Source organism: Bacillus sp. FDAARGOS_1420 (assembly GCF_019344915.1).
Classification (GTDB): Bacteria; Bacillota; Bacilli; order Bacillales; family Bacillaceae_G; genus Bacillus_A; species Bacillus_A mycoides.
On sequence record NZ_JAHWJB010000002.1, the window covers coordinates 1,989,187 to 2,001,864 of the forward strand.

General features: G+C 32.6%; 18 protein-coding genes. 8 read left to right on the forward strand and 10 right to left on the reverse strand.

Annotated elements, in window-relative coordinates; translation table 11 throughout:
• Nucleotides 1-86: 86 nt before the first annotated feature.
• The 5 genes from I6L50_RS20440 to I6L50_RS20460 all read right to left on the reverse strand — a co-directional run bounded on the left by I6L50_RS20440 (nucleotide 87) and on the right by I6L50_RS20460 (nucleotide 3,106).
• A complete protein-coding gene (locus tag I6L50_RS20440) occupies nucleotides 87-329 on the reverse strand; it encodes a GlsB/YeaQ/YmgE family stress response membrane protein (RefSeq protein WP_002013368.1) in 243 nt (80 codons plus the stop codon).
• 124 nt (nucleotides 330-453) lie between these two features.
• Nucleotides 454-1,419 (reverse strand): nucleoside hydrolase, encoded by a 966-nt coding sequence (locus I6L50_RS20445; protein ID WP_219302712.1) that lies wholly within the window; start codon nucleotides 1,417-1,419, stop codon nucleotides 454-456.
• A 77-nt stretch (nucleotides 1,420-1,496) separates the two neighbouring features.
• Complete coding sequence (locus tag I6L50_RS20450) at nucleotides 1,497-1,685, reverse strand: DUF3970 family protein (RefSeq protein WP_002013371.1); 189 nt, start codon at nucleotides 1,683-1,685, stop codon at nucleotides 1,497-1,499.
• 69 nt (nucleotides 1,686-1,754) lie between these two features.
• Nucleotides 1,755-2,540: a class I SAM-dependent methyltransferase gene (locus I6L50_RS20455; RefSeq protein WP_002127814.1), complete on the reverse strand. Its 786-nt coding sequence runs from the start codon at nucleotides 2,538-2,540 to the stop codon at nucleotides 1,755-1,757.
• Between the two features lie 227 nt (nucleotides 2,541-2,767).
• A complete protein-coding gene (locus I6L50_RS20460) occupies nucleotides 2,768-3,106 on the reverse strand; it encodes a hypothetical protein (RefSeq protein ID WP_016101211.1) in 339 nt (112 codons plus the stop codon).
• 484 nt (nucleotides 3,107-3,590) lie between these two features.
• Between I6L50_RS20460 and I6L50_RS20465 the strand changes: the two genes are divergently transcribed.
• The 8 genes from I6L50_RS20465 (at nucleotide 3,591) to coaW (ending at nucleotide 9,538) form a co-directional block, all read left to right on the forward strand.
• Nucleotides 3,591-3,743, forward strand: a complete 153-nt coding sequence (locus I6L50_RS20465) for a YqbF domain-containing protein (protein ID WP_078179002.1) — start codon at nucleotides 3,591-3,593, stop codon at nucleotides 3,741-3,743.
• A 170-nt stretch (nucleotides 3,744-3,913) separates the two neighbouring features.
• On the forward strand, nucleotides 3,914-4,348 hold the full coding sequence (gene exsC / locus I6L50_RS20470; RefSeq protein ID WP_219302714.1) for an exosporium protein ExsC: 435 nt from the start codon (nucleotides 3,914-3,916) through the stop codon (nucleotides 4,346-4,348).
• A 293-nt stretch (nucleotides 4,349-4,641) separates the two neighbouring features.
• Nucleotides 4,642-5,844: an MFS transporter gene (locus I6L50_RS20475; RefSeq protein ID WP_219302716.1), complete on the forward strand. Its 1,203-nt coding sequence runs from the start codon at nucleotides 4,642-4,644 to the stop codon at nucleotides 5,842-5,844.
• A 165-nt stretch (nucleotides 5,845-6,009) separates the two neighbouring features.
• Nucleotides 6,010-6,312 (forward strand): hypothetical protein, encoded by a 303-nt coding sequence (locus I6L50_RS20480; protein WP_113937514.1) that lies wholly within the window; start codon nucleotides 6,010-6,012, stop codon nucleotides 6,310-6,312.
• A 178-nt stretch (nucleotides 6,313-6,490) separates the two neighbouring features.
• On the forward strand, nucleotides 6,491-6,859 hold the full coding sequence (locus tag I6L50_RS20485) for a hypothetical protein (RefSeq protein WP_219302718.1): 369 nt from the start codon (nucleotides 6,491-6,493) through the stop codon (nucleotides 6,857-6,859).
• 176 nt (nucleotides 6,860-7,035) lie between these two features.
• Nucleotides 7,036-8,235 (forward strand): LL-diaminopimelate aminotransferase, encoded by a 1,200-nt coding sequence (locus I6L50_RS20490; RefSeq protein ID WP_113937516.1) that lies wholly within the window; start codon nucleotides 7,036-7,038, stop codon nucleotides 8,233-8,235.
• A 55-nt stretch (nucleotides 8,236-8,290) separates the two neighbouring features.
• Complete coding sequence (locus I6L50_RS20495) at nucleotides 8,291-8,689, forward strand: 3-hydroxyacyl-ACP dehydratase FabZ family protein (RefSeq protein ID WP_113937517.1); 399 nt, start codon at nucleotides 8,291-8,293, stop codon at nucleotides 8,687-8,689.
• A gap of 27 nt (nucleotides 8,690-8,716) precedes the next feature.
• Nucleotides 8,717-9,538, forward strand: a complete 822-nt coding sequence (gene coaW, locus I6L50_RS20500) for a type II pantothenate kinase (protein WP_219302720.1) — start codon at nucleotides 8,717-8,719, stop codon at nucleotides 9,536-9,538.
• A gap of 15 nt (nucleotides 9,539-9,553) precedes the next feature.
• On the opposite strand, the gene I6L50_RS20505 is transcribed toward coaW, so the two are convergent.
• From I6L50_RS20505 to I6L50_RS20525, 5 genes are all read right to left on the reverse strand, one after another.
• On the reverse strand, nucleotides 9,554-10,063 hold the full coding sequence (locus tag I6L50_RS20505; protein WP_219302722.1) for a 2'-5' RNA ligase family protein: 510 nt from the start codon (nucleotides 10,061-10,063) through the stop codon (nucleotides 9,554-9,556).
• A 117-nt stretch (nucleotides 10,064-10,180) separates the two neighbouring features.
• A complete protein-coding gene (locus tag I6L50_RS20510; RefSeq protein WP_016127147.1) occupies nucleotides 10,181-10,660 on the reverse strand; it encodes a CcdC family protein in 480 nt (159 codons plus the stop codon).
• Nucleotides 10,661-10,692: 32 nt separating this feature from the next.
• Nucleotides 10,693-11,364, reverse strand: a complete 672-nt coding sequence (locus I6L50_RS20515; RefSeq protein WP_219302724.1) for a DUF4052 family protein — start codon at nucleotides 11,362-11,364, stop codon at nucleotides 10,693-10,695.
• The gene (locus tag I6L50_RS20520; RefSeq protein WP_219302726.1) at nucleotides 11,361-12,233 is read right to left on the reverse strand and encodes an ATP-binding cassette domain-containing protein; all 873 of its coding nucleotides are present in this window, start codon (nucleotides 12,231-12,233) and stop codon (nucleotides 11,361-11,363) included. The genes I6L50_RS20515 and I6L50_RS20520 overlap by 4 nt, the downstream gene beginning before the upstream one ends.
• Complete coding sequence (locus tag I6L50_RS20525; protein ID WP_000805182.1) at nucleotides 12,230-12,610, reverse strand: GntR family transcriptional regulator; 381 nt, start codon at nucleotides 12,608-12,610, stop codon at nucleotides 12,230-12,232. Before I6L50_RS20525 ends, I6L50_RS20520 begins: the two co-directional genes overlap by 4 nt.
• Nucleotides 12,611-12,678 lie beyond the last annotated feature (68 nt).

Here is a 12,678-nt window from a genome sequence, read left to right on the forward strand (position 1 = left end):
CACCTCCTGTTTGTATAACAGTAGCATAACAGATTAGACAACATAATACAAAGGGACTGCTTACAAATGTAAACAGTCCCCTGTATTCATTTCCGCATTGCACGGAATATAAAGCTTACGATGAAAATCAAAACAATCGCGCCTATTAAAGCCGGAACAATCGCATATCCGCCTATAACAGGTCCGAATTTACCAAGTAACGCTGTACCAAGCCAAGAACCGACAATACCTGCAATAATATTACCGATTACACCGCCAGGTACATCCTTCCCAGTAATTAAACTTGCAAACCATCCTAATATACCACCAACGATTAAAGACCAAATCATATCATTTCCTCCTTTATAATTGACCAATAAAAATTATAATCAGAAACAATTGCTTACCATTAGTTATGTTACATTTTTCGTAAGTTATTCGTCTTATGAAAATCATTCAAATCTGCGCACCCTTTTAAGGACAATCTGGCTTCAATATTGTTCTCATAAATTCGTCTTTAAACGCTTGATAATTAAATTCAACGGCAATTTTTTGTATAGGACGATTATCAAACGTCGTTGGCTCAGCTATTTTTCTAAAATCTGCAACACTTTGACCTCTCGTTACATCATTCGTCGTACTTATCCAAACTGCTGATTTTTTATATTCAAAAATATCATCATTTATAAATGAAATGAACGGAAGTAAATCGTGAATCGGACTCCCAGCAATACCTGGATATTCTTTTTTGTAAAAGTTCTCGTAATAAAAATCGATCATTGGCTTAATAAGTTTCGCCTGCCCGGTTCCTTCTTTATCAATAATATCGACCATTTCAGGAGTAATAAGAGCTCGCTGCGTTACATTTAACGGATATATAGTAGCATTCTGCGCATATTTCATAACGATATTCGCGGCAATTGGATCGCCGTAAAAATTAGCTTCTGATACAGGTGTAACGTTTCCCGGAAATAGAAAAGCACCGCCCATTATATAATAAGAACATACTCGATTCATTAAATTGGGGTACAATAAAAATAATGTTGCAAGTGTTGTTAATCGTCCCGTCGCGACTATAATAACATCTTCTGGACAAGGCTCAATTAATTTAATCAATTCACAAAAATTTTCTCTGTCACAAATTCTCATTTTCGGTGGAATAATTGGACCTAAGCCGTGCTCCCCATGAATTTCAGGGAAAAACAAAGGTTCTTCAGCTGTCATTGGTCTACTGGCACCTTCAATAATCTTCACTTTTGTAGCATAGTATCTTTCTAAAAAATAAACATTTTCCGTAACAATTTCTCTTGATACATTTCCGTACTCTGCAACGATACCGATAATATCTAATTTGCATGTTTTATTCGCATAAATTAACGTTACTGCATCATCAATACCAAAATCTCCGAAAAAGATTATTTTTTTATTAACTTTCCTCACCCCTCTTCAGCATAATCTACTATCATTATTATGCGAAAAAGACAAGGCGGTGAAACAGAGACAATTAAAAAAGCCGCCTATTTATTGGCGACTTCAATCTTTTTATAAGATAAATATGCTAGTACACTTTTGCTTGAATCATATTTCGGATTATTCCCTTTTCTCGGTTCTCTCATATGTGTTTTTTCAAACCCAGGAATGTCAGGCATTTTCTCTAAAAATTCAAGCATCTCTTCCTCAGTTCCCTCAATACGTACACGAATCATTATTACTATTCCTCAATTCTCATTTTCTCTGTACTAAGTATATCGTACATTAGAAAGACTGCAAGAAATTTATCTTTTTAATGTTGAACTTTTTTTACATACGAACAGTGCCATTTCAGTATAAAATGATTCTATTTTATTGTTTCCAAATTGAATTTTGAAAAATTCTTGCATTTCATTTGATGTTTTCATCATACACTCTGTTAACTTTACACGTTTTTGCATAGGAACATCCATCATATCGCACCACCAATCAAAATCGAACTTCTTGTCAAAAGTATGACATGACTGCATTTGCAAACCATGTTTTTCTAATAAAGTAATCCATTCTGTTTTTTTCAAAGCTCGTTCATGGCTTGGATCTCTCTTCTTTTCGATAAAGTTATAAAATGTATCAAACTCATTATTTTCTGGTGAAACGTTATCAATTAATATAAATAATCCATTATCTTCTAACGTTCGATTTACTTCAAAAATAAATTGCAAAGGATCAACAAAATGATGTGCTGCAATTCGGCATGTAATTGTATCAAAGGATTCATCAGCAAATGGTAACCTTTCTGCATGTCCTGCTACAAATGATACATTTTCATGTCCGTTCCCTTCTATAAAACCTTTTGCTTTTTCTAACATTTTTTCTGTTAAATCAAGAGCGACTACCTCTTTGAACATTGGGGCTAACAAATTAGCAACATGTCCACCACCAGTAGCAATATCAAGAAGACGAGTATTATGACGAGTTTCAACTTGCTGAACTACATATTGTAAATCCAGTCCTTTTGCATGAATTTTACTTTTCACATACTTCTCTGCATTACTACCAAATTGTTGTTTCACAAGTTCTTCTTTACTCACTTTTATCATCTTCTTTCTATAAAGTATTATATTTAATTTATAAGTTCTCTTTATATAATTTCAAATCCTCTTTTAGCTTAGTCTCGTCTCTTGTATTAGAGACCTTCTATCAAAAAAATTTAACTCTTTTATTTTTAAGCACAAAACAAAAAAAGTTATGGGTAATTATCCCACAACCCTACAAAGTATCTCTTATATTTGAGGATCTTCTTACACGTCTAAATAACTTAATCCCCCTGTAACTTCACAATAACTTCTACTTCGCTATTAGTAGCCTCTCTTGCATGCAATCCATATTGGTCCATGCCAATCCATATCCACCCAGGACTATCATAAAGAATATCTATGTTGAAATGCTTCAACTTAGTAAGCTCTGACCTAATAAATTTATCCCTACTAGCGATTTCCTTATCAAGCAAGCCATATTCTTTCCCATTTTCAAATAGCGCTATCATCTTTCCTGCAAGTGGATGTATACGAACAATAAAGTGATATTCTTTTTCATTTATATTCGCTACAATCGTACTAGAATCAGGTACATCACATCTAGAATTCGGCATATTCATATCAGTCAGCTCCTTTATTGATTTCATTAATATCATAACAGATTAATATTTAGATATTATTAATATAATGTAAAAAATATAAAAGCTGACTTCCCTTTAGAAATCAGCTTTTATACATTGTTTATCTTTAAACTTTTTACAAATTTTATAATGTTTCTTTCTCTTCATCATTTCCGGAAACTAAATCTCCTAAAACATCCACCGTAACTTCAACTACAAATTCACAAATCCCTGCTACAACTTCTCCAATTACTTCCTCCATCTTTCTACCCCCTTGTTTTATGGAACCTATTTGTAGTATAGAAGATACTGGTTAATTTTAACTATCGGCAAAGGTGACAAAAACATTACAGATTTGTAAGCTATTTCAATGTTTTTTTGAATTTATACTTCTCCCCTTTGAAACTTTAAGTATTATTAACAACCAGATAGGTCATCATAATATAAAGTATTTAAGAATCCTAATTTAAAGGAGGCGTGTAAAATATACTACGTAAAATTAATTAAAGGTCAATCTTTCTATGCTTTTGATCAACGATTCTTAGTGTCTCATGAAGAAGAGGTTTCGGAAAAAATTTTTAATTACTTACGCCGGAATGAATTCTTCGAAGTACGTAAAGAAGAATATTCCGCCTAAAGTATGAAAAGCATCAAAAAATGACTCTCATAATTGGGATTTTTTCTTGATGCTTTTATATTATCTCCCTTTATTCAACATTACTCCTCAATTCTCTTAAAATCTTATAATATATGTCCAAGCTAATTCATCGTTACCTTCATATTTTAGTATATGAGGAGGTGACGAATATGACTCATATCATTGATTATCAAGCTACTCAACCTTTAAATAAAACAGGTGAAACAACTTTTGTAATTCCCCATTCCCCAGAAAAAGCAATTCTAGCAAGTATTAAATTAAAAATTTCAAGAAGAGATTCACGTAATAATCGAGTAGAATTAATTGCTACAGTTGGGGTTGAAGGTATAACTGAGATTTCACAAGTTTTATTCCGAATTTTCCGTGACAATACAGAAATCTTCAACGCTCAAGTAGGGATTGAATCTACAGATTCTGAGCAATTTTACGCGCAAACATTTCAAGCTATAGATCAAAATGTTAGCTGCGGGACTCACGAGTATTCATTAACTGTAGAAAACCTTACTAGTGGTGCAAGTGCAGACATTGTTGGTCCTCTGTCTTTTAGCGGCTTAGCTATTGGACAAGATCATAAGTGTTGCTAATTTAATCTATTTTGGTTTTTTGAGAAAAGTAAGACGTATTATCTGCGTTCTTACTTTTTCTATTTTCCCCACACTTACCTTCCCTTTGAATTTACTTGTGAATTTTTTGTATTTTTAGTTACCCATTGTATCACTTAATTCATCATTTTTTTACAAATCAAAAAGATTGAAATCCATTAATGAAACACGTAATATAGACTCTGACTCTAAAAAATTCCGTTAAAAATAATACATAAAATAAGGAGGTTTTATATACGAGTTTTTCATTTTAAAAGACAGAGAGGTTTTACATTATGTGGCGTAATAAAAATGTTTGGATTGTGTTAATTGGGGAGTTTATTGCTGGTCTAGGGTTATGGCTTGGTATTCTTGGTAATCTTGAATTTATGCAAAAATACGTCCCTTCTGATTTTATGAAATCCGTTATATTATTTATCGGACTGTTAGCTGGTGTTCTAGTCGGTCCAATGGCTGGGCGTGTCATTGATCAATATGAAAAAAAGAAAGTTCTTCTTTACGCTGGATTTGGTCGTGTTATTAGTGTTATTTTCATGTTTTTCGCTATTCAATATGAAAGTATCGCTTTCATGATTGCATTTATGATTGCACTTCAAATTTCCGCGGCATTTTATTTCCCTGCATTACAATCTGTAATTCCACTCATCGTTAATGAACATGAGCTATTACAAATGAACGGTGTACATATGAATATCGGTACAATCGCTCGTATTGCAGGTACTTCACTAGGTGGCATTCTTTTAGTTGTAATGAGTTTACAGTATATGTATGCCTTCTCAATGGCAGCATACGCTTTATTATTCCTCTCAACTTTCTTCCTACAATTTGAAGATAAAAAATCCGCTACATCAAGTAAACAATCAGCTAAAGATAATAGTTTTATGGAAGTATTTCGTATTTTAAAAGGAATCCCTATTGCTTTTAAAGCACTTATATTAAGTATTATCCCTCTTTTATTTATAGCTGGATTCAATTTAATGGTTATTAACATTAGCGAAATGCAACATGACCCAACAATTAAAGGATTCATATATACAATTGAAGGTGTAGCGTTTATGTTAGGTGCATTCGTTATTAAACGTTTATCTGATCATTTCAAACCTGAAAAGTTACTATATTTCTTCGCATTTTGTACCGCTTTTGCACACCTTTCGTTGTTCTTTAGCGATATTAAATGGATGGCACTTGCCTCATTTGGTTTGTTTGGATTTAGTGTTGGCTGCTTCTTCCCTATTATGTCGACAATTTTCCAAACGAAAGTCGAAAAAAGCTATCACGGACGTCTCTTCTCATTCCGTAATATGTTTGAAAGAATTATGTTCCAAATTGTCTTACTCGGCACAGGCTTCTTCTTAGATACGATTGGATTACAGTATATGGTTCTAATTTTCGGAGTCATTTCATTGTTAATTATATTTATTTCCCTATCTAAACAGAAACGATTTGAAAAACAAACGTCGCAATCTGCGAATTTATAAAACTAATACTTCTTAAGAATGGATCCCGTATTTTACTGGGTCCATTCTTTTTGAATTTCAAGGATTAAAATCTATTCTCTTTATGTAGTTCAAATATTTAAAGGATTATCCCCTACTACTTTCGAATAAAATAAATTATAGATTTTTCAAAAAGGAGCTGTGGAAATGTCTGATGGCATCCAATTATTAATTACCCTTCTGTTTTCATTCATTATGTTTGGCGCCCTTAATTTTTTAGCCATTTCCCTATCCCAAAATAACTTTAAAAGAAGAATTGTTGCAGGTTTCTTATTTTTACTGTTAACTCCCATTATCTTTTTGACTACTACAGCATTCACCTCTATATTCGATAAAGGTGGATTTGGCGCAGCTAACCTAGCCTTTATTATTGTAAATATGTATGTTGTAAATGGAATTGTCATTCTTCTTTCCGCTTCATTTATCCTCAAAAGACATAACATAAGATAGACCATTAGGCATGAATCTGGCATTACACTAGATTCATGCCTTTTTATTTTGAAATCCCACCCTTCTCCAAATTTTTATGTGAAATTTATTAATTCTTTATAAAAATTTAAACTTTATTCATTACAATATTCCTATCGTATTCGCACGTTTATAAAAACTAATAAGAAAGGAGTACACAATGAAAAAGCTTCTATTTATTTTCCCTATATTAATCGTTCTACTTAGTGGATGTAGCAATAATGACATATACGGTTCTTGGGAAGTCATTGATAATAAAAAAGGTGAATGCCCTGTGTATTATAAATTTGAAACAGTTGTAAAAGAAGAAAAGAAAGAAAAGGTTGTTCACAATTTAGTGGAAATGCAAACAACAACTAAAAAAGAGAATTTATTTAAAGGATCGTTTGTTAAAAATTCTAACGTGTATCGTATTGATTATGGTAACTCGTTTACATCAGATCAATCTTTAAAAGTTGTCGATAATGAATTAAATGTATACTTTTTTACAACTGAAAAAACATGTACATATAAAAAAACAAACAATTAATCTTCATTTATAACGTAGAAAATATTTTCTACGTTATTTTTATATTTCCCCTTATTATCCTCCCTCTAAATTTGTCAATCATTTTAATTTTCATAAAAAAATGATAAAATGTAAACATGTGTTTTCAGAATAATTAAAAATACAGAAAGAAAACACTGTTTTTAGGAGGGGTTTTGATGACTTACACTTTAGCAACTAGAATGAAAGCATTCCAATCTTCTATATTTAGTGAATTAGGCGCCTATAAAAAAGAGAAAATTACAGCAGGTCATAAAATGATCGATTTAAGTATCGGGAATCCTGATATGCCTCCTGCTGATTTTGTGAGAGAAGAAATGGTACATACAGCAAGTGCAAAAGAAAGTTACGGATATACATTATCTGGTATTCAAGAATTTCACGAAGCTGTAACTGAATATTACAACAACACTCATAACGTTATTTTAAATGCCGATAAAGAAGTTTTATTATTAATGGGTTCACAAGACGGACTCGTTCATTTACCGATGGTTTTTGCAAATCCGGGAGATATTATATTAGTTCCTGATCCAGGATATACGGCTTATGAAACAGGAATTCAAATGGCCGGCGCAACATCTTACTACATGCCATTAAAGAAAGAAAATGATTTCTTACCTAACTTAGAAGTTATCCCTGAAGAAATTGCCAATAAAGCGAAGATGATGATTTTGAACTTCCCAGGGAATCCAGTTCCAGCAATGGCTCATGAAGATTTCTTTAAAGAGGTAATCGCATTCGCGAAAAAACATAATATTATCGTTGTCCATGATTTTGCTTATGCTGAATTTTATTTTGATGGCCAAAAGCCAATTAGCTTCTTATCTGTACCTGGCGCAAAAGAAGTTGGCGTTGAAATTAATTCTTTATCTAAAAGTTATAGTTTAGCTGGTAGCCGTATTGGTTATATGATTGGTAACGAAGAAATCGTCGGTGCGCTTACGCAATTTAAGTCTAATACAGATTACGGCGTGTTTTTACCAATTCAAAAAGCTGCATCCGCTGCATTGCGACACGGCGCTTCGTTTTGTGAGAAAAACCGTGGAATTTACCAAGAACGTAGAGATACTTTAGTAGATGGATTCCGCCAATTTGGTTGGAATGTCGATAAACCAGCTGGAAGTATGTTCGTTTGGGCTGAAATTCCGAAAGGATGGACCTCTTTAGAGTTCGCTTATGCACTTATGGATCGTGCGAATGTCGTTGTCACACCAGGTCATGCATTTGGTCCTCATGGCGAAGGTTTTGTTCGTATTGCACTCGTTCAAGATAAAAAAGTGTTACAACAAGTTGTTGAAAACATTAGAAATAGTGGTATTTTTTCTCTTGAAAAAGTAAATGAATTAGTTAAAAATTAATGATAACTCCCCTGCTTAACTGTAGCAGGGGTATTATTATTCCTGGAGGTACGATATGAATATTAAAGATACTCTTCCCCATCGCTATCCATTTTTAATGATCGATAAAATTACAAACGTTACAGAATCTCAATCAGCTACAGGATACAAACTGATCACAAATAACGAGTGGTTTATTAATAAAAATCAAAACTATATGCCTCATATGCTAATTGTAGAAGCACTGGCTCAACTTAGTGCTTTTGTAAGTACAGGTGAATCTGAAGGTCTTGGTTTCCTCTCCTCTTTAGATGGGGTGGAATTTCATGAAAATGCGTATCCCGGTGATAAACTTGACTTACATTATGAATTAACACGTAACAGACGAGGTTTTGTTCTTGGGAAAGGAATTGCCTCTGTAAACGGTCAATCAATCGTTACCATTGAAAAGCTATTAATATATCAAGCTGATTAAACAGATCACATAGTAAGGGGTAGGAAAATGCGGAATGTTGTTGGTATTGATGCTGGGGGAACATTAACAAAAATTGCTTACTTTAACGAAATGAACAAATTAGTTTTTAAAAAATTTTATTCATATGAACAAGAAAAAATTAAAGAATGGCTTCATAATAATAATTCAATTACACAATTATGCATTACAGGTGGTAAAGCTACACAGTTAGAACAACTCCTTTCAAGTTCATATAAAATAGTAGAATTAAACGAGTTTGAAGCTACTTTAGCAGGAGTACGATACATACTAAAAGAAGAAAAACGTGCTATAAACAACTTTGTATTAACAAATATCGGTACAGGTACTTCCATTCACTATGTTCACGACAAGCAATATGTTCGCGCTGGTGGAACTGGAGTTGGCGGTGGTACTATTATGGGTCTTTCAAAACTATTAACAAATATAGATCATTTTGAAGACGTGATTCCGCTTACGAAAATTGGTTCAAGAAACAGTCTAGATATTACAGTTGGAGATATTTATGGCGGGATTCTCTCCCCTCTTGATAATAACTTAACTGCTAGCAATTTCGGAAAAGCGACCATTACAGACTCAAATTATAGTAGTTCAGATATACTCGCTACCGTTCAAGGACTTGTCGGTGAAGTCGTCACTGCATTAAGCCTTCAATTCGCCGAAGCGAGAAATATTGACCATATCATTTACATCGGTTCTACTCTATGTAATAACGTACATCTTCAAAGTATTATAAGTAGCTATACAGAATATCAAAATAAAATACCAGTCTTTTTACAAGACGGCGGTTATAGTGGTGCGATTGGTGCTTTACTTCATAGTTCGAAATAAAAAAGCTGACTTTCGTCAGCTTTTTTGCAATGGTACTTCAAATTCAATAATTGATTCTCCATTCTCACCAATTCGTTCCACACTAATTCTATCAATTACACAATTTAACTTCTCATGAAAACTAGGAATATCCTTCGCTATTTCAGCCGCTAACTCCGCGCTATCTTTTCTCCCAACTGTTACATGTGGTATGTATGGAATGTCTCGTTTCAAAAATCGTAATAAGGGGCCTGTATACAATTTATCATGTAGTTTTTCTATTTGTTCTTTTCCTTGCTCAATTTCTAACAATAAATAGCCTCCTATACTAGTTACACCACTTGCAAACTTAATCTCAATTGTACCTATCCCTTTTGCCAGATTCGAAATATGTGATTTCAATTCATCATTTGAAATATTACCTTCAAAAGGAAATACAATTGTTATGTGGGGAGGAATTAAACCACATAAAGGATCGTGTATTTCTCTAATACTTTCTATCTCATCAGTAGACATGTTATTTAGAAAAAGTAAAATTGTACGCATTTTTATATCCCCCACTCTCCTCAATTTTTTATATTTATCATATTGCATAGTAGCTTGCACTTCATCAAGTTATTTCACTTACATAGAAAAATAAAAAACTTCTCAAATGAGAAGTTTTCATATAGCATGATTATTATTTTCCCGCCAAACTTTCCTGAATTTTATATAACAAGCAATTCTCCACGGAATAATATAAGACACCGCAACGACGTAAAATAATAAACCAATTATTTGCGGATCTAAGCCAACGATATATTGTCTTGAACTATATCTTAAAATAACAATTCCGATAAAAGTAATTAAAAAGGCAGCACTTTTTTTCGTATAAATGTTTCCGTCTTCTCTTCGCTCATAGTTTGTTAGAAATATAAGTGGGATTGCGAAAATCACCCCAATGGATGCTGCTATAGTCACTTGTAATATAGCTGGATGTACTGGACCAAAAAACAATAAAATACCCGGTGTTAAAAATAGTAATGGCCACAAAATACGTTTTCCCGTTCCCTTTATCGGCTTATACATAGAACGATATCGTCGCCAAAAAATTAGCAGTGCCACGCATAAAAAGACGGTTATTAGTGAAGAAGTATCTCCCATACAGTCTTCCTTCTCTCTTAAAGTATTTGTGCTTAAATCGTATCCTCAAAAGAAACTTTACGAATAAATAGAGCGCTAATTATAAAGTATATTAAAATAAGCACTATCGAAATTGATATAAAATTGGGTATATCAAGTAACGATTTACTATCAATAAATACCAATTCTTTCAAACCTACCTTACCATAAATTGTACTCGTCAACCCCAAGAAAAAAATCACACTAAAAGCAAAGCCTATCCAATTAAATCTTTTCTGAAAAATAGTTGTTAATTGAAATAAGCTAGCTAATAATAGATAGAACACGAACTGTGCAAAGAATTGTTCAATTGTATGTGCTCCTAAATGTATATGTTTCGTTTCATAAAATGTACCTTGTAAAAGCAAAACTTGTAGAAATGAAAAAATTACTGATTGTAATATGATAAAACATACTGAACCAATAAAGAATTGTAATCTAGTAACGCCAAATGAGACAACTGTACGAAATATGTCATCTTGAACAAGAAAAACACTTGCCACAATAAATATTGCAATTGCAATAGATGAATTATTGAAGATATCATGTAAAAATGCTACCTTTAGTCCCTTTATATCAGTTGCAGTTGTTGTCCATTTTATAAATAATGCCACACACCAAAAGATAAGAATAGCCTTATAATGAAATTTCATATGTAACTTTAATTGTTTTAAAAGCATTTTCATTTCACCTCATTATCTGTTAGATAAATAAATAGTTTTTGCAGTGTTACTCTGCCTATTTCTAACCCTTCAGTTTCTATTAGCTCATAATCTCTAGCAGAAAGATCTCCCCATATCGCAGAAAGCTCTTTATTCCCATACAACTCTTGTTTTACAACATTTTTCCCCATTAAAAAATTTGTCACTTTATCTTTATGTCCTGATATTATGTGTCCTTTTTCTAAAAAATCTTCCACAGAGGATTGAACAGCTAACGATCCTTCTTTTAATATGATTACATTTTCTATAACATGGGACACTTCCTCAACTAAATGTGTTGATAAGATGATTGTTCGTGGATATTCACTATAATCTTCCAATAATAATTCGTAAAACAACTCTCGATGTGCTGCATCTAAACCGGTAGTCGGCTCATCAAAAATAGTAATTGGTGCTCTACTAGCTAAACCTTTAATAATACCAACAATTGTTTGCATACCATGGGATAAATCATAATATTTTTCTTTTGCATTCAATTGAAATTTTTTAATAAGTTCCTCAGCATATTCTTGATCCCAATTTTCATAAAACATGTTACACAAATAAAAAACATCTTTTACCTTACTACTTAAATTAATGTTTTCTTTCACCTTTACGAAACAAATATTTCGCATCGCTTTACTATTTTCAAATACATTTTCACCAAATACAGATACGCTTCCACTACTTGAAATAATCTGACCTGCGAGTATGTTTAATAAAGTTGTTTTCCCCGCTCCGTTTCTTCCAAGCAAACCATATATTTTATGCTCTTCCAATGAAATAGTTACTTCGTTAACAGCTAATTTCTTTTTATATTTTTTAGACAAGTTTTTCGTTTCAAGTGCAATCATCCCTCTTTCCCCTCCTTCGTAATTTTGTGTATCATGTCCATCAATTCGTCTTTTGATATTTCTAGTACTTTTGCTTCTTCCCACACTTTAGGTAAATACTCAGTCATAAAAGTATTTTGTCTTTTTTTTAGTACGACTTCTTTTGCTCCCTTTGTAACAAACATCCCGATCCCTCTCTTTTTATATAAGATCCCCTCATCTACTAGTAGATTTACTCCTTTTGCAGCTGTAGCCGGATTAATTTGTAACATCTTCGCAAATTGATTTGTCGACGGGACTTGTTCTTCTTCAAGTAATATGTCTTTTAAAATATCAGATTCAATTGTTTCTGCAATTTGTATGTATATTAACTTATTTTGTTCTAGAGTAGGTTTCACGATTTCACCACCTTAGGTTCATAGGTTCATTACTTATGTAATTAACCATAGCACAACGTTATATTTTT

Coding starts and splice junctions, on each gene's coding strand:
- I6L50_RS20480 (WP_113937514.1), top strand. CDS start 6,010: ATGTCTGATGGCATCCAATTATTAATTACCCTTCTGTTTTCATTCATT.
- I6L50_RS20490 (WP_113937516.1), top strand. CDS start 7,036: ATGACTTACACTTTAGCAACTAGAATGAAAGCATTCCAATCTTCTATA.
- exsC (WP_219302714.1), top strand. CDS start 3,914: ATGACTCATATCATTGATTATCAAGCTACTCAACCTTTAAATAAAACA.
- I6L50_RS20510 (WP_016127147.1), bottom strand. CDS start 10,660: ATGGGAGATACTTCTTCACTAATAACCGTCTTTTTATGCGTGGCACTG.
- I6L50_RS20485 (WP_219302718.1), top strand. CDS start 6,491: ATGAAAAAGCTTCTATTTATTTTCCCTATATTAATCGTTCTACTTAGT.
- I6L50_RS20460 (WP_016101211.1), bottom strand. CDS start 3,106: ATGAATATGCCGAATTCTAGATGTGATGTACCTGATTCTAGTACGATT.
- I6L50_RS20440 (WP_002013368.1), bottom strand. CDS start 329: ATGATTTGGTCTTTAATCGTTGGTGGTATATTAGGATGGTTTGCAAGT.
- I6L50_RS20505 (WP_219302722.1), bottom strand. CDS start 10,063: ATGCGTACAATTTTACTTTTTCTAAATAACATGTCTACTGATGAGATA.
- I6L50_RS20475 (WP_219302716.1), top strand. CDS start 4,642: ATGTGGCGTAATAAAAATGTTTGGATTGTGTTAATTGGGGAGTTTATT.
- coaW (WP_219302720.1), top strand. CDS start 8,717: ATGCGGAATGTTGTTGGTATTGATGCTGGGGGAACATTAACAAAAATT.
- I6L50_RS20515 (WP_219302724.1), bottom strand. CDS start 11,364: ATGAAAATGCTTTTAAAACAATTAAAGTTACATATGAAATTTCATTAT.
- I6L50_RS20450 (WP_002013371.1), bottom strand. CDS start 1,685: ATGATTCGTGTACGTATTGAGGGAACTGAGGAAGAGATGCTTGAATTT.
- I6L50_RS20495 (WP_113937517.1), top strand. CDS start 8,291: ATGAATATTAAAGATACTCTTCCCCATCGCTATCCATTTTTAATGATC.
- I6L50_RS20520 (WP_219302726.1), bottom strand. CDS start 12,233: ATGATTGCACTTGAAACGAAAAACTTGTCTAAAAAATATAAAAAGAAA.